Below are 14,685 nucleotides of genomic sequence, written 5' to 3' on the forward strand. Positions count from 1 at the left end.
CTGCTAATTAAAAACAACAGATTTACTGTATTATGAAAGAAAATAAATACGACGATCCTTCTTTTTTTGATCAATATGAAAAAATGCTCCGGTCACAGCTGGGTCTGGAAGGTGCCGGAGAATGGCATACTTTGAGAACTATGCTGCCGGATTTTAAAGGAAAGAAAGTTCTTGATCTCGGCTGCGGCTTTGGTTGGCATTGCCGCTATGCCATAGAAAATGGAGCTACATCTGTTATCGGAATTGATCTGTCAGAAAAAATGCTGGCCAAAGCAAAAGATATCAATCAGCTTGAAGGTATTCAATATGAAAGAATGGCCCTGGAGGATGTTACTTATCCAAGCAATAGCTTTGACCTGGTTTTGAGTTCACTAACGTTTCATTATATAGAGTCCTTTGAAACGATTGCAGGAAATATTTATCAATGGCTGACTGCCGGAGGACATCTTGTGTTTTCAGTAGAGCATCCCGTGTTTACAGCTGAAGGCGGGCAGGACTGGGTTTATGACAAAGACGGACAGAAAACATGCTGGCCCGTTGACCGCTATTTTCTTGAAGGGAAAAGAAACACCACATTCCTGGGTGAAAATGTAATCAAATACCACAGAACGCTGACTTCTTATTTAAATACCTTACTAAAACATGGCTTCAAAATCAAAAAAATTGTCGAACCTCAACCAGGTCCGGAAATGCTGAAGGAAATTCCTGAGATGAAAGAAGAACTCCGACGCCCGATGATGTTAATTATCTCTGCCGAAAAATAACTTTTATTGAAATACAGATGTACTTCCCCTATACTATAGTGACAAGGGGCCCATTATAAAAATTTTCAACATCAAACTTCTTTATTTCAGCAACGTACGGATGGTCTGCAAATGATTATTGGTAAGGTTTATCTGAGGGTATCTGCTTTAATAGTAAATCCGTAATATTTTAATAATAAATATTCTTCGTTATTATTAACAATACAAACTACTATATTGTATAACATAGTAATTAAAATAAATTATATCTTTGCATAACAAAGTACAAATATGATTTTAAAAAAACTGACCACCGCCCTTATTGTACTTCCATTTTTTATAAATACAATGGATGCACAGCAACTTGCCAAAAGCTATGAAAAGAAAATAGACAGCCTGATCCGGACTGAATTTGGAAATAAAAATGAACCTGGAGGTGTTTTTATGATTACCAGAAAAGGCAAAAGTATTTACAAAAAGACCTTTGGAAAAGCAAATCTGGAACTTGATACTGATATGACCCCGGACCAGGTTTTTCAGATAGGTTCCATGACCAAACAGTTTACAGCTGTGGCTATTTTAATGCTGGAACAACAGGGGAAACTGAATGTGAATGATCCTGTTTCAAAATATAGTAAAGATTATCCCAATGGTGACAAAATTACGATTCATCATTTGCTTACCCATACTTCAGGAATAAAGGATTTTACCAAAATGAAAGCACTTTCTTCCATTGCTCAAAAAGAAATGAAACCTGAAGCGATGGTAGATTTTTTCAAAAATGAGCCTGTTGATTTTGCTCCGGGTGAAAAGTTTGATTACAACAATTCGGGATACGTGTTGCTCGGTTATATTATAGAGCTCGTTTCCGGGGATACCTATGAGAATTTCATTCAAAAAAATATTTTTGACAAGGCAGGAATGACTCATTCATATTATGCTTCTGACAGAAAGGTTATTCCTAAAAGAGCCTATGGTTACCATAAAAAAGAACAGGGATTTGTCAACAGGACAGTTATCAGTTTCAGTATTCCTTATGCTTCCGGCTCATTGATGTCTACAGTGGATGATCTTTGGAAATGGCAACAGGCTTTAAATCAGAATCTCCTGCTCAATCCTGTGGAAACCCAAAAAGCCTTTCAGAAATATAGACTGAACAACGGTGAAGAGTTTACCTATGGATACGGATGGCATCTGAAAGAAATGGATGGAGCTCCGGACCGTGAACATGGCGGAAGTGTTTTCGGATTCAAAAGTATGGGCGTTTATATTCCCGGAGAAGATATTTACGTTATAGGCCTCAGTAACTGTGATTGCCACTCTCCTACTGAAATCACCAGAAATATTGCCAGAATAACGCTGAATGAATTGAAAATCCAGTAAAAAGCCTTAAGAAATAACTGTTTTTTATCCCAAACACAGCGCTTATTTCAGGTTTTTTCTTTTAGGCAATACATTATCCGGAACTCTGAGAACGGCAACGATTACAAAAAGCAGGCAGAGCACATTAATTAATACAGCAATGGAAAAGGCATGATGATAATTTCCGGTTAAAGGCTGATCTCCGAGAGAATAATAAAAGAGGCCTCCTACGGCTACAATACCAATGATGGCTGCAATCTGCTGGAAGGTATTGTAAACGCCTGATGCATTTCCTGTCAGTTTTTCAGACATCCCGGATAACGCAATATTGGCGAGTGAAGGAATAACAGTACCTATTCCCAATCCATGTAAGAATAAAAGCAGGCAAAACATATAGAAGCCGGTTGATACCCTGAAAAGAAACATCTGAAGAACAAGAACAGCAATAATGACTATAAGCCCTGCTATCAGAGCATTTTTCCCATATTTTAAAATCAGCTGTACTGAAAATACTGATGCCAGTATAAATCCCAGCCCCTGAAAAACAATTATCTCACCAGCCATTAACGGACTGATCTTTAATCCATCCTGAAAAAATACGGACAGAATATAAAAATAAGAATCCAGCATAATGAAAAAGAAAGAAACAGCGATGATGCCCAGATTGAAATTTTTAAGACTGAAGAGTTCAAAATCAATCAGATAGGATCTGTCTTTTTTCATCTTATTTTTTTGTTCTTTCACAAAGTATATTAATATTCCCGCTGAAACAGTCATCATTATTCCATTTTGAAGATCCATTCCCTTCTCCTCAGAAGCTGTCAACGCATACGTTATAAGGAAAAGTCCTGCTGAAAGTACAAGAACACCCCAAATATCAAAGGACTTTTTGTTCCTCACCTTGGATTCTTCCAACTGCCTGAAACTGCAGAAAACGGCAATCAGACAAATAGGAATATTGATCAGGAAAATAAGTCTCCATGGTTCTTCCCATCCTTTTAGTGAAGAAAAATATCCACCCAGAAATTGTCCCAGGATCGTTCCAATCCCAATCGTAATTCCATACCAGCCCATGGCTTTTGTTCTCTCTTCATGATCCGGAAATAAAACCTGGATGATCGACAAAACCTGCGGTGCCATTATTGCAGCACTGATTCCCTGTACAAATCTTGAAACAACAAGCAGAACAGCTCCGGATGAAAGTCCGCATGCTAACGAGCTAAGCATAAAAAAAAGCATTCCGGTGATAAATATTTTTTTGCGCCCGTACACATCCCCCAATCTTCCGCCGGTGATCAGAAAAGAAGCAAAACCAATCAGGTAAGAGGTAATCATCATCTGCATTTCTCCGTTGGAAGCGTGAAGGTCCCTCTGAATGGAGGGAATGGAAACATTAAGGATAAAGATATCCATTATCGTAAGCAACTGGCCGGACAGCACCACGAACATTTTCAGTAATTTAGAATTCATTTCTATATAGATATATCTATTTTCTTATTTTTAAAAAAATTAGGGTAATAAACCCTGAATTATTTTTTTGATCTGATCAAAAGAGTCATTTTTCCTGGTTATAGTGGAAGTCACTACTGCGCCTTCCATTAACAGGAATATATTTTCAGTAATCAAAGCCGGATCAAAATTTTCTTTTAATTCTCCATATTCTTTCACGAGAGTAAAGATCAGTTCTTTTTGTTTTTCTTTATGCTTTTTTACAAAACCAGCAATAGCAGGATTACTTTCTCCTAATTCAGAAATAATTTTAATAAAGTGACATCCTGAAAAGTCAGAAGACCGCTGAAGTTTTTTCCTGTATTCTATAAGACTGAAAATTTTTTCCCTTGGATCGGAGCTATTGACAATATTGTTCTCAAATCCTTCAAACCAATGCTGTTCTTCCCTGATAAGATAAGCCTGAAGCAAATCGTTTTTAGAAGGGAAATGATTGTACAATGACCCGATCGCAATATCTGCTTCAGCGATGATCTGATTGATTCCTGTGGAATTATATCCTTGTTTGTAAAATAATTCAGAGGCTACCCTTAGAATTCTCTCTTTTGCCTTTTCTTTTTTCATGACCGAAAATTTTAACAAAGGTATATAAAAAATAGATAGATCTATATATTTTTATCTTTTAAATTATAATCCGTTTAATTTTCTTAGAATAAGCTTTTTTAAGCATGTCAATCAAACCATTTGATCAATAGCCGGCAATCAAGTACAATTCAGTGCATAATACTTTAAAAGTAAGTCTGTACATATTTTTGTATCTTTAATTACGATTCATAAAAAAATATTCTGTAAAAAGCTATGCCAGAAGAACTTTATTTCATCAAAACAAATCCTACTGTTGCCAAAATTAATTTGTACAATAAATTGTGTCGTGAAGAAGAAAATATTCTGAAGTTTTTACAAACGGATCGAAATACGAATCTTGAAATTATTAAGGATAAGGTAAAAGATTCGGTGGAAGAGCTGACCAAAGAAGAGCTCCTACATATTTTTTCCTGGTTCAGCACTCTTTACCCATCGGATCGTGAAGAAATCAAAACACAGCTTTTTATCAATGGAATTGATCTTTTTTATGAGATTCCTTCAACGATACATGTAAACAGCTTTCTGGAGATTCTTTCAGATTATGAAAAAAATATGCACCAAGCCCTGGGATTTATTGTAAATGCTCAACATTTCAATCAATTTCTGATCTATGGCATATTTCTTACAGAAATGGTTAATAAGCAACGGGGTGAAAATATTCTTTCAAGCTACCTTAAAACGGATTATGAATCTTTATACCGATTAGCTGAAAACCAGCTCAGCACCAAAAATATCGTGGAAAAGACCAGCCCTGAGCTTCAGCTTTATTTCACCGATTTGTATGATCTTACAAAATTTTATAAAGGCTCTATTATCCGGTTGGAAAACCAATAGGAGAACCGTAAGGCTTTTATCAGCTTGTGTTGCTTCCGCTTGTTTAACATTTTCGGGGAAACAAGTTCATCTATCATAAAAAATTTTAAAACTGTCTTGTATAAAACCAAGTATGAACCGAAGATCGTTACTCATTTAAATGTGGTTTTGACTTCATTCTTTTTTGATAATAAGCCATTCCCCCAGCAAAATAGGCCAATACATCCAAAACATCTCCTGTAAAAACATCTGATAACAGGGGACATAATATTTCAAACAAAAAAGAAAGATAAACACAAGAAGTCAGTACAAACTTCAGATCAGGTTTCCACTGGTATCCCATGGTGTTATTCATGAGGTATTCTATCAGGTAACAATACATGGGGACCGAAATAAGATCTGTACAATGATCATTGATAACCGGAATATAGACGCCATATTTTCTCAGCAGCAGAACAGCAATCCAAATTGCCAGACCCAGTAAAAACCAATATGAGATTCCTTTTTTCATTACATATGCAGCACTGCCATGATAAAGCCTATGATTACCTGCAGGATTTTTGCCATCATGTCCTGCGTTGTATTTTCATTTTCCCTTTCGTTTTTTTCTGCAGACTCATAGTCAAATTTTCTTTTCACTTCCATTCTGATTAGATTTTCTGATACAAATATAAATAAATTAGAACAATTGTTCTAATTTTAGGAATGGTATTTAAAAGTCTCTTATATTTGGAACATGAAAACCAAGGAAAAGATTCTGTCTAAGGCATTGGAACTATTTAATGAAAGAGGCTACAATACCACTACCACACGCCATATTGCGGCTGAACTTAATATAAGTGCAGGAAACCTGCATTATCATTTTAAACATTCTGAGGATATTATTAAAATTCTCTTTTCAGCCCTTACCCTTAAAATGAATGACCAGATGAAAAAGATGAAAGAAACCGGGCATAAAACTTTGGACAATCTTTACCAGTTTACTTTTTCCACTTTTGAGATCTTCTATGCTTACCGGTTCATTTTCATGAATTTTGTGGATATTTTAAAGAAGATCCCCGAGATCGAAAGTCATTATGAGGCTATTAATGCAAGCAGAAAAGAGGAATTTCAGGAGATTTTCTCAAGCTTTCAAAAAAACAATATTATGAGAGATGATATTCCGGATTTCATTATGGACAGTCTGACGGCGCAGGTGTTTTTGATAGCAGATAATTGGATCACCCATAACAGATTGATTTCCAAACTCACAGAAAAAGAAGCTATACAGCATTATACCTTACTGCAGATGAATCTTTTCTACCCCCTGCTCACTACTGAACAGCAGGACATTTACCGACAGAAATACATTCAATAACACATGAGCACCAGAACAGGAACATATCTGCGGGAAGTCCGGCAGTTTCTTATTTCACCATCAGTAAATAGTAAACGTTAATCTAAAATATAGCTTATGCAGGATCTGCCTTCAGAATATCATGAATGTAAAATCACTGTTCCTGAAGAGTTTGAAAATATCTTCACTCATTTTTATTTTGCTGAAAATATTTCCCCGAATCCGGTGACCAAAACGCTGCTTCCTACCTACCAGACTATTTTATTGTTCTGTTTTGGAGAAAAAGCAATGATGACTACCCGTGAAAACATTAACCTGCATGTTGATCAATGCATGGTTTTCGGACCGGTAAGGCAAGCTTTTGACTATACGCTTCCTTCGAAAACCTCAATTCTGGTTGCCAACTTTAAACAGGATGCATTTTTCAGGTTTTTTGGGAAATTTCCTCCTGAAAACAAATCTGCGGTACATCCGGATCAATTGCTGAAAGAAAATTGCTTTACAGATTTATGGCATCAACTGGCGGACATTTCCTCTCCCCAGGACCGGGTGCATCATATCTTAGACTTCTGCAGACCTTATCTGCAGGCACAAGACCCAACAGGGCTCCTTCTGAGCCATTTCGGAAATAACCAGCTGAATCCTATTAAGGTAATTGCTGAGCAAACCCAACAGACTGAAAGAAATATTCAACGAAAGCAGAAAGAGCAATTTGGGTATTCTGTGAAAGAGATCAATCGTTATTACCGTTTTTTAAAAGCTATAAAGATCATAGAAGAAGAAACCGGGAAGCAAAATAAAATCCAATGGTTTTATATTATTGAACAATGCGGCTATTACGATCAAAGCCAGCTCATTCATGATTTCAAACACTTCTTACATATTTCCCCCGCCCAATACCTGAAGTTCCAGCAGGCAATCTGCAATCCGGGAATTGAATAACAGCTTTTCGTTTTCTTACAATTTTTAAACAACCTGCTGTTCTACATTTGTTCTGTTAATTTTAAAAACAGCACAATGAAACATTTAATAATTTATGCTCACCCTAATGAAAGCAGCTTAAATCACCATCTTTTACATCATGTCATCAAAGTCCTTGAATCTGAAAAGCATGAGATTATAGTCCGGGATTTATATCAGATTCTTTTTGATCCGGTACTATCTCTGGCAGACATGCAGGGCCAATATGCAGGAAAAGTAACGGAAGACGTTGGTATTGAACAGGCTCATATTGCATGGGCTGATTATGTTACCTTTATTTATCCCATCTGGTGGACCGGGATGCCTGCCATGATGAAAGGATATATTGACCGGGTTTTCAGCTATGGGTTTGCCTACCGGTATGATCAGGGGATACAAAAAGGTCTTTTAAAAGGAAAAAAAGCAGTTATTATCAATACCCACGGGAAATCCCGGGAAGAGTATGAATCCTCCGGAATGGATAAAGCTCTGTCATTAACTTCTGACAAAGGAATCTTCCTATATTCGGGTTTTGAAATTATACAACATTTCTTTTTTGACAAGGCCGATAGAGCAACTTCTGAAAACCTGGAAATATGGAAAGCGCAAATTCAGAATACCTATGATCAATCCGTTATGAACAAAGTAAGTGGAACCATTTTTAAAAAAGAAATAGTATGATACCTTCTTCAGGGATTATTTTATTATTTAAGGATTATATGGCATGGTATTCGCTTTAAAATCGTAAGTAAAATTGTTTTGAACCTTTATTTTAAACCATTAAGATTCATAAAAGGTTAAATTGATTAAGTCAAATCACCGGATATGTTCAAATTAATATCTTAATGGTTTAAATATTGGATCTCCCCGAAAAAACTTTTTATATTTGCAACTGCAATGAAACATCTCAACAGCATATTGCGTCTTCCATTCTTCAGTGAATATTATACTCCGGGCTATCGTTCGGGAAGACTTTCTATATCTGTAATCCATTAAAATCATCTAACATTATATATAGAGCCCGAACAGTACATGTCCGGGCTTTTTCATTTTAAAATTATTCATCATGATCCATACATTACAAGAAAATGTTGCTATCATCCTGCCGGAAAACGGGCTGGAAGAAAAATTAGCACAGGCCCAAAAAGAAAACAGAAAATTATCCATCAAACTAGGTTTTGATCCTACTGCACCTGATCTTCATCTGGGTCATGCCGTGGTTCTCAAAAAGCTGAAACAGTTTCAGGACCTTGGCCATACAATCATTATTGTCGTAGGAAGCTTTACTGCAAGAATCGGTGATCCTACCGGAAAAAATAAAGCAAGAAAACCTTTAAGTGCAGAGGAAGTACATCATAATGCACAGACTTATATCAATCAGCTTTCCAGGGTGCTTGATATTGAAAGAACAGAAATTGTATTCAATTCCGATTGGCTGGATGCCCTTGACTTTTCAGAAGTTATTCAGCTGCTTTCAAAAGTGACCGTCGCCCAGCTGATGCATCGTAATGATTTTAATAAAAGATTTACAGAAAATACACCTATTGCCATGCATGAACTGGTATACCCGATTCTCCAGGGGTTCGATTCTGTGAAAATTGAATGCGATATTGAAATGGGAGGTACAGACCAGCTGTTCAACTGTACGATAGGCAGGCAGCTGCAGGAAATCTATGAACGGCCTGCCCAGATCGTGATGTGTATGCCTTTGTTGAAAGGTCTTGACGGAAAAGAAAAAATGAGCAAATCTTTGAACAACATCATCGGGCTTACTGATGAGCCTAATGAAATGTTTGGTAAAACAATGTCTATTCCGGATGCTCTGATTGAGGAGTTTATAGATCTTACTACAAACTTTTCTGCTGAAGAGAAAAACAGTTTAAAATCTAAAATAGAGAATGGGGAAAATCCGATGAACATCAAAAAACTGATTGCCAAAAATATCATCAGCCAATACCATGATGATGAATCGGCTGAAAGTGCAGAACTGTTCTTCAATAATCAGTTTCAGAATAAAAATTTTGATGAGAAAAGTTTTGAACCTGTTTCAATCAGTACACTGAAACATGCTCAACATACAATGACTGTTCTTGAACTTTGCCATCAACTGAAGAATGACCTCAGCAAATCAGCTGTCAGAAGACTCATCCAAAGCGGAGGAGTTCAGATCAATTCGGTGAAAGTCTCAGACCCCGACCAGAAAATTGAACTTTTAAAAGGGATTAAAATAAAACTTGGCAGAAGAAACTTCTTTCAGCTGGTATAAAAGGATATGAAACCGGAAGAATACTATTGAGTACTTCCGGTTTTTATTTAAGCTTTCTTTATATGCTTTAGTCCAATTAAATCTATATATTCGTCCCTGTAAACTTAAAATAATGGCGAAAAATGAAATCCCTAAGCAGATCAACGAAGAGCTATTGGAAGATCCTATGAATATGGAACTGAGCGAGCAGACAATGATCCGGCCCCATCCTGAGTCTGTGGAAAACACTGTATTCCCTCACCAAACAACGACCAATAACCATGGAGATACTGCGTGGTGGCAATGCAATGAAGCGGGAAAAGAGCAGGTTCAGATCAGGCTCAGGGATAAAAAAATCCTTACCTGGAAACCTCCCGTAAGTACGCTGGAGCAGCCAACTTTCCGGGGCTGTCTTTTATACTTTTATGAAAATTATCTGATTATAAAATACAAGGATAAGCATTATCAAAGGTTGTTTATTTTTAATATCCACACGTTGCGGAACGAAGAGATCTTGATCGATGCCCTTACCATACGGGTAAAAATAATAGGGAATGAATTATTTCTGGCAGGCTTTTACAGTGATGAAGAGTTGATAAAAATTACAATGCATCCGGATCATATTGAAAGAGAAAATATTGATGAAACTTATCTTCAGCAAAGAAATATTACATTTGATTAAGAAAAACCATAGAAAGTAAAGAAATTTCCAATATATATCAAACTAATTCATGGGAAGACATACTTCAATTTATATGTTCAATAAAGAAAAAGCAGCGGCTAATCTTTATGAGGATCTTCAGCACAGAACTTATCACGCCGGAACATTTAAAAAGTTTATTGAAGACCGAAATAAGGAATTCAATACCTATAATATGAGCTTCAGCAGTATTCTGGAAATCATCAAAACCGATGCTAACCTTCTTACACCTGATGATTTGTTTGAAATCACTCTATTTTTGAGCAATCATATCTATAACCTTTCTAAACAGGAAGACTGGAATACCTCAATGAAACAGATTGAAAGCTTATACAATCATTATGGAATTATTGAACTTTTTAAACTTCCCACTAAAACAGTATGTACTGCTTATATGTTTCAATATGGAAATTATACTGAGTATTTTCCTCTTGATGAAATAAAGGGAGATGATGGTGGTGCTAATATACTTTCCGAAGATTTTCTACGGTTCAATGATTATGTCATTCTCGTTATGAAAAGGATCATTGAAAGTAAGCTTAATGACAATGATGATCAACTGACTGATGAAGAAGAAAAAATTATTGAGGCCATTAAAATTGAAAATAAAGACAATTCTCACCTCTTTGAAGTCGTTGAAAATGAATTAAACTTCCTTATCGATATGGCCTCTAATGATAATGATGGGCCTTATTCACAAACCATTTACTATGCTAATGTTTTTCTAAGCAAAGCCATAGAAATGAAGTTAAAGATTGATATTGAAAAAAATTCCAGAATTGTCATTGTAGATTCTTATTGATTTTTCTTCTCAACAGGGAAAGTATGGCCTGAAATTCGAATTCAAAAAAACTATGAAAGCACCCGTTACCTATCAAAAAGCTACAGAAAAAGACATCGATTACCTTCTTGACCTCAGGATAAAAACCATGGTTCCGCATTATGCCGAATCCAATCTTCCTACAGACCGGGAAACAGCTCTCCAAAGGATTCTTTATCAGTTTGACAAGGCGAGTATTATCTTTCTGGACAACCGTCCCATTGGCCTTCTGAAAGTGAACAGGGCCGATACCAATATCGATATTCTGCAACTCCAGATAGATCCCGGTCAACAGGGTAAAGGACTGGGAAGAAATATTTTAATCCAAATCCTCCGTGAAGCATCTGAAACCGGAAGAATAGTAACCTTAAGTGTTTTAAAGACTAATAAAGCCCAAAATTTATATACCAGACTGGGATTCAGGATAGTGGGAGAAGATGAACATTCCTACTTTATGGAATTTTCAGGTTTATAAATGATTAAATAAATAGTAAAGGGATTAAAAAGGTGCAACCGGCTTACATTAATTTGAGTATGTGTAGTGCTGTTTCAGAATATCAATGAAATTATCTGTAGAATGAGGTTCGCCTAGTGCGCGGAATTTCCAGTCCCCGTTGTGACGGTATGCTTCTGCAAAAACCAAGGCACACATTCCGTTCATGCCGGCACCACCTGAAAGGCTGTATTTTGTAATTTCTTTTCCCCGGGCATCTACAGCACGGATAAATGCATTTTCAATCATTCCAAAATGCTGGTTATTCCTTCTCCCCTGATAAATGGTCACCAGAAACACTATTCTCTGGTAGCTTTGATCCAGCTGGTCCAATTTAACAATAATTTGTTCATCATCTCCCTCTCCGGCACCGGTTCTGTTATCTCCTGTTAGCCATATATTTCCGCTTGGGTGCTGCATCGAATTGAAGAAAACAATGTCCCCCTGATACAGTCCTACTTGCCTTCCATCGCTGGTTTGTACTGTTTTTCCCAGATTGGCTACTTTTCCATTGCCATCCAAAAGAAATGCTACTGCATCCAGATCATATTCGGCTTCTTTACTGAATAATTTTCCAAAGAATCCTCCTCCTTGCTTTCTTACATCCCATCCCAAACCGATTGTTACTTTGGAAAGATCATAAACACTTTCTCCACGATCGTTTTTTCTTAAATCTATCGTCTGTCCTTTCTGTAAATTAATTGCCATAATTATCGTTTTGTGAATGGTTATTTAATGATCTGTCCTTTATAATATTTTTCAAGGAAAAAACCCAGGTCTGCCCTGTATCCTATTCCCGAAGCTTCAAACTTCCAGTTTCCGTTTCTTTTGTACAATCTTCCAAACTCTACTCCTGTTTCAATAGAAAAGTCTTCATCCAATTCATATTTTGCAATTTCCTGGTTGGTCTGGTTATCCACTACTCTGATGTATGAATTTCTTACCTGTCCGAAATTCTGTCGTCTTCTTTCAAAATCTTCTATAGTGACTACAAAAAGGATTTCCTGTACTCTTGGATCTACTTTATCCAGGTCTACAATAATGGCTTCATCATCATCACCGTCACTATTTTTTCCGTTAGGGTCATCTCCTGTATGGATAAGTGCACCATCCGGAGAGTTCAGGTTATTATAAAAAACAAAATATTCTTCACCCACTAATTTCCTGTCGGAACCGATCATAATAGCAGAAGCATCCAGGTCAAAATCATAGCCCGTTCCTTCATTAGGATCCCAGCCAAGCCCTATCGTCATTTTAGTCAACCCTATTTCAATCTTTTGTCCTTTCTGTAAATTAATTGCCATATTGTTTATGCTATAAATTATTTTTTGCCTTAAGATAAATCCGATTTATGAATTAACCAAATCATTTATTAAAAATATCATCAATACTATATTTCCCGGGAATTAAAAAATTGCAATAAAAAAGTCCGGTCACAAAACCGGACTTAAAAAATATAATGTATTGCTTCAGTAATTAAAAATCTTTATCTGCAACAGCGGCATTACGTGCCTTTGCCAGCATAGGGATAGAAATAAGTCCCATTACCAGCATGATTACAATCTGAAGCGGTAAAGAAATAAATGAATAGGTAAGTCCCATTTCTCCCCCCAGATCAGCGCTTTTACCCACCGAGAGGAATAGTGCCATAAAGCCATATTTCATGGCCAGGTTATAAGCTCCAATCCCTCCACTTGCCGGGATAATCATCCCTAAGGTACCCACTACAATGATAAAAAAACCATCTGCCAGGGTAAATTGTGACGTTTCAGGAAGTGCAAAGCATACCAGATAGGCTGCAAAATAATAAGAAATCCAGATGGCTAGTGTGTACAGTATGAACTTTCCTTTCTCCTTCAGCTTAAAAATTGTAGCCAGTCCCTGGAAAATTCCATCGATAAACCCTACTATTTTACCTAAAAAGGGAACACCTGCAAGTTTCTTTTTATACACGAAAAAAAGAACACTCCCTACTGCCAGGATCAAAAGTACCAGCAAAATCTTATTAGGATTAATCTGAATACCGGAGTTTTTATAAAAAGACAAAATAGCATCGTATTTAAACAGCAGGGTCAGCCCTAAGAACCCCAACATACAAACTAAATCTACCACTCTTTCCAGAATAATTGTTCCGAAAGATTTATCTACAGGAACTTTTTCTACCCCATATAAAGCGGTTGCCCTTGCCACCTCTCCACTTCGGGGAATGGTAAGGTTCATCAGATACCCGAATGATATAGACCAAAGTGCATTGGAATCGGAAATTTTATGCCCCATAGGTTCCAGCATCAGATTCCAGCGGATCGCCCTGAACCAATAGGCCAGAAGCCCGAATACTGCAGCAAACAATACCCAGAGATAGTTGGCCTTAGCTAATGACGCCCGGATTACTTTAAAATCCAGTCCCTTTAAAGCAAGCCATAAAAAAAAGCCTGCAAAAGCAAGCGATATTACGATTGTAAGTATTGACTTTAAAGGACTTTTTGATGTTTTATCCATGGATTAGGTAAGAAGGTTTGTTTTTTCGTCCGGGAAAACTATTTTAGGCTGGAAATCCTTCGCCTCTTCAGGAGTCATCTGTGCATAAGCAATAATGATAATAATATCATCTTTCTGTACCTTTCTTGCTGCAGGTCCGTTCAGACATACTTCTCCTGATTTTCTTTTTCCTTTGATAACATAGGTATCAAAACGTTCTCCGTTATTTACGTTCACGATATAGACTCTTTCTCCCACTACCAATCCGGCAGCTTCTATAAGATCTTCATCAATCGTTATACTTCCTATATAATTAAGGTCTGAGGCTGTTACTCTTACCCTGTGGATTTTGGATTTGAAAACTTCTATTAACATACTGCAAATTTATTAATAAAAATTCATAAAACAGACTTTCCCTATTATTTATAAACTCCCATCAACACAGCAGTTTAATTTTGCGAAACATAAAAATTTTGAATTTTACTTATAAAATTAACAACCATATCCTTAAAAACATTAATACTTTATACACAATTTAGGATTTAATAAATACAGGAAACAATATTAACTTTTCGCTAAAGTCAATACACATAAGCATTTGGCATGATTTTAGTAACCGGTAACGTAGATTTTTCGTGAAA

18 protein-coding genes are annotated in these 14,685 nt (G+C 36.5%); 10 read left to right on the forward strand and 8 right to left on the reverse strand.

Annotated features, from left to right (window positions below; genetic code table 11):
• The first annotated feature begins 32 nt into the window (after positions 1-32).
• Positions 33-764, forward strand: a complete 732-nt coding sequence (locus OK18_RS02865; protein WP_053327021.1) for a class I SAM-dependent methyltransferase — start codon at positions 33-35, stop codon at positions 762-764.
• A 270-nt stretch (positions 765-1,034) separates the two neighbouring features.
• The gene (locus OK18_RS02870) at positions 1,035-2,126 is read left to right on the forward strand and encodes a serine hydrolase domain-containing protein (protein WP_053327022.1); all 1,092 of its coding nucleotides are present in this window, start codon (positions 1,035-1,037) and stop codon (positions 2,124-2,126) included.
• A 42-nt stretch (positions 2,127-2,168) separates the two neighbouring features.
• On the opposite strand, the gene OK18_RS02875 is transcribed toward OK18_RS02870, so the two are convergent.
• Both OK18_RS02875 and OK18_RS02880 read right to left on the reverse strand, forming a co-directional pair.
• Positions 2,169-3,575, reverse strand: coding sequence for an MFS transporter (locus OK18_RS02875; protein WP_053327023.1), 1,407 nt, complete (start codon positions 3,573-3,575; stop codon positions 2,169-2,171).
• A gap of 39 nt (positions 3,576-3,614) precedes the next feature.
• Positions 3,615-4,178, reverse strand: coding sequence for a TetR/AcrR family transcriptional regulator (locus tag OK18_RS02880; protein ID WP_053327024.1), 564 nt, complete (start codon positions 4,176-4,178; stop codon positions 3,615-3,617).
• Between the two features lie 234 nt (positions 4,179-4,412).
• Between OK18_RS02880 and OK18_RS02885 the strand changes: the two genes are divergently transcribed.
• Positions 4,413-5,033, forward strand: a complete 621-nt coding sequence (locus tag OK18_RS02885) for a hypothetical protein (protein WP_053327025.1) — start codon at positions 4,413-4,415, stop codon at positions 5,031-5,033.
• A 127-nt stretch (positions 5,034-5,160) separates the two neighbouring features.
• On the opposite strand, the gene OK18_RS02890 is transcribed toward OK18_RS02885, so the two are convergent.
• Together OK18_RS02890 and OK18_RS21830 are read right to left on the reverse strand one after the other, a co-directional pair.
• Positions 5,161-5,523 carry a hypothetical protein gene (locus tag OK18_RS02890; protein ID WP_050019909.1) on the reverse strand — a complete coding sequence of 121 codons (363 nt, stop codon included), beginning with the start codon at positions 5,521-5,523 and terminating at the stop codon, positions 5,161-5,163.
• Positions 5,523-5,657: a hypothetical protein gene (locus tag OK18_RS21830; RefSeq protein WP_262483479.1), complete on the reverse strand. Its 135-nt coding sequence runs from the start codon at positions 5,655-5,657 to the stop codon at positions 5,523-5,525. Before OK18_RS21830 ends, OK18_RS02890 begins: the two co-directional genes overlap by 1 nt.
• A 91-nt stretch (positions 5,658-5,748) precedes the next feature.
• On the opposite strand from OK18_RS21830, the gene OK18_RS02895 reads away from it, so the two are divergent.
• From OK18_RS02895 to OK18_RS02925, 7 genes are all read left to right on the forward strand, one after another.
• Positions 5,749-6,369: a TetR/AcrR family transcriptional regulator gene (locus OK18_RS02895; RefSeq protein WP_053327026.1), complete on the forward strand. Its 621-nt coding sequence runs from the start codon at positions 5,749-5,751 to the stop codon at positions 6,367-6,369.
• A gap of 96 nt (positions 6,370-6,465) precedes the next feature.
• Positions 6,466-7,290, forward strand: a complete 825-nt coding sequence (locus OK18_RS02900) for a helix-turn-helix domain-containing protein (protein ID WP_050019907.1) — start codon at positions 6,466-6,468, stop codon at positions 7,288-7,290.
• A gap of 75 nt (positions 7,291-7,365) precedes the next feature.
• Positions 7,366-7,989 (forward strand): NAD(P)H-dependent oxidoreductase, encoded by a 624-nt coding sequence (locus OK18_RS02905; protein WP_053327027.1) that lies wholly within the window; start codon positions 7,366-7,368, stop codon positions 7,987-7,989.
• Positions 7,990-8,374: 385 nt separating this feature from the next.
• Positions 8,375-9,574, forward strand: a complete 1,200-nt coding sequence (gene tyrS / locus OK18_RS02910) for a tyrosine--tRNA ligase (protein ID WP_053327028.1) — start codon at positions 8,375-8,377, stop codon at positions 9,572-9,574.
• A 112-nt stretch (positions 9,575-9,686) separates the two neighbouring features.
• Entirely contained in the window at positions 9,687-10,235 is a 549-nt protein-coding gene (locus OK18_RS02915) for a hypothetical protein (protein ID WP_053327029.1), read from the forward strand.
• 49 nt (positions 10,236-10,284) lie between these two features.
• Complete coding sequence (locus OK18_RS02920; protein WP_053327030.1) at positions 10,285-11,055, forward strand: hypothetical protein; 771 nt, start codon at positions 10,285-10,287, stop codon at positions 11,053-11,055.
• A gap of 52 nt (positions 11,056-11,107) precedes the next feature.
• Positions 11,108-11,548, forward strand: coding sequence for a GNAT family N-acetyltransferase (locus OK18_RS02925; RefSeq protein WP_050019903.1), 441 nt, complete (start codon positions 11,108-11,110; stop codon positions 11,546-11,548).
• A gap of 48 nt (positions 11,549-11,596) precedes the next feature.
• Here OK18_RS02925 and OK18_RS02930 read toward each other — a convergent pair whose 3' ends face one another.
• From OK18_RS02930 to panD, 4 genes are all read right to left on the reverse strand, one after another.
• Positions 11,597-12,274 (reverse strand): TerD family protein, encoded by a 678-nt coding sequence (locus OK18_RS02930; RefSeq protein WP_050019902.1) that lies wholly within the window; start codon positions 12,272-12,274, stop codon positions 11,597-11,599.
• Between the two features lie 20 nt (positions 12,275-12,294).
• On the reverse strand, positions 12,295-12,870 hold the full coding sequence (locus tag OK18_RS02935; RefSeq protein ID WP_053327031.1) for a TerD family protein: 576 nt from the start codon (positions 12,868-12,870) through the stop codon (positions 12,295-12,297).
• A 172-nt stretch (positions 12,871-13,042) separates the two neighbouring features.
• The gene (locus tag OK18_RS02940; protein WP_053327032.1) at positions 13,043-14,065 is read right to left on the reverse strand and encodes a lysylphosphatidylglycerol synthase transmembrane domain-containing protein; all 1,023 of its coding nucleotides are present in this window, start codon (positions 14,063-14,065) and stop codon (positions 13,043-13,045) included.
• Between the two features lie 3 nt (positions 14,066-14,068).
• Positions 14,069-14,419, reverse strand: a complete 351-nt coding sequence (gene panD / locus OK18_RS02945) for an aspartate 1-decarboxylase (protein WP_002976902.1) — start codon at positions 14,417-14,419, stop codon at positions 14,069-14,071.
• Positions 14,420-14,685: the final 266 nt, after the last annotated feature.

The organism is Chryseobacterium gallinarum (assembly GCF_001021975.1).
Taxonomy (GTDB): Bacteria; Bacteroidota; Bacteroidia; order Flavobacteriales; family Weeksellaceae; genus Chryseobacterium; species Chryseobacterium gallinarum.

Coding starts and splice junctions, on each gene's coding strand:
- tyrS (WP_053327028.1), top strand. CDS start 8,375: ATGATCCATACATTACAAGAAAATGTTGCTATCATCCTGCCGGAAAAC.
- OK18_RS02915 (WP_053327029.1), top strand. CDS start 9,687: ATGGCGAAAAATGAAATCCCTAAGCAGATCAACGAAGAGCTATTGGAA.
- OK18_RS02900 (WP_050019907.1), top strand. CDS start 6,466: ATGCAGGATCTGCCTTCAGAATATCATGAATGTAAAATCACTGTTCCT.
- OK18_RS02905 (WP_053327027.1), top strand. CDS start 7,366: ATGAAACATTTAATAATTTATGCTCACCCTAATGAAAGCAGCTTAAAT.
- OK18_RS02880 (WP_053327024.1), bottom strand. CDS start 4,178: ATGAAAAAAGAAAAGGCAAAAGAGAGAATTCTAAGGGTAGCCTCTGAA.
- OK18_RS02925 (WP_050019903.1), top strand. CDS start 11,108: ATGAAAGCACCCGTTACCTATCAAAAAGCTACAGAAAAAGACATCGAT.
- OK18_RS02890 (WP_050019909.1), bottom strand. CDS start 5,523: ATGAAAAAAGGAATCTCATATTGGTTTTTACTGGGTCTGGCAATTTGG.
- OK18_RS02885 (WP_053327025.1), top strand. CDS start 4,413: ATGCCAGAAGAACTTTATTTCATCAAAACAAATCCTACTGTTGCCAAA.
- OK18_RS02930 (WP_050019902.1), bottom strand. CDS start 12,274: ATGGCAATTAATTTACAGAAAGGACAGACGATAGATTTAAGAAAAAAC.
- OK18_RS02870 (WP_053327022.1), top strand. CDS start 1,035: ATGATTTTAAAAAAACTGACCACCGCCCTTATTGTACTTCCATTTTTT.
- OK18_RS02920 (WP_053327030.1), top strand. CDS start 10,285: ATGGGAAGACATACTTCAATTTATATGTTCAATAAAGAAAAAGCAGCG.
- panD (WP_002976902.1), bottom strand. CDS start 14,419: ATGTTAATAGAAGTTTTCAAATCCAAAATCCACAGGGTAAGAGTAACA.
- OK18_RS02865 (WP_053327021.1), top strand. CDS start 33: ATGAAAGAAAATAAATACGACGATCCTTCTTTTTTTGATCAATATGAA.
- OK18_RS02935 (WP_053327031.1), bottom strand. CDS start 12,870: ATGGCAATTAATTTACAGAAAGGACAAAAGATTGAAATAGGGTTGACT.
- OK18_RS21830 (WP_262483479.1), bottom strand. CDS start 5,657: ATGGAAGTGAAAAGAAAATTTGACTATGAGTCTGCAGAAAAAAACGAA.
- OK18_RS02875 (WP_053327023.1), bottom strand. CDS start 3,575: ATGAATTCTAAATTACTGAAAATGTTCGTGGTGCTGTCCGGCCAGTTG.
- OK18_RS02940 (WP_053327032.1), bottom strand. CDS start 14,065: ATGGATAAAACATCAAAAAGTCCTTTAAAGTCAATACTTACAATCGTA.
- OK18_RS02895 (WP_053327026.1), top strand. CDS start 5,749: ATGAAAACCAAGGAAAAGATTCTGTCTAAGGCATTGGAACTATTTAAT.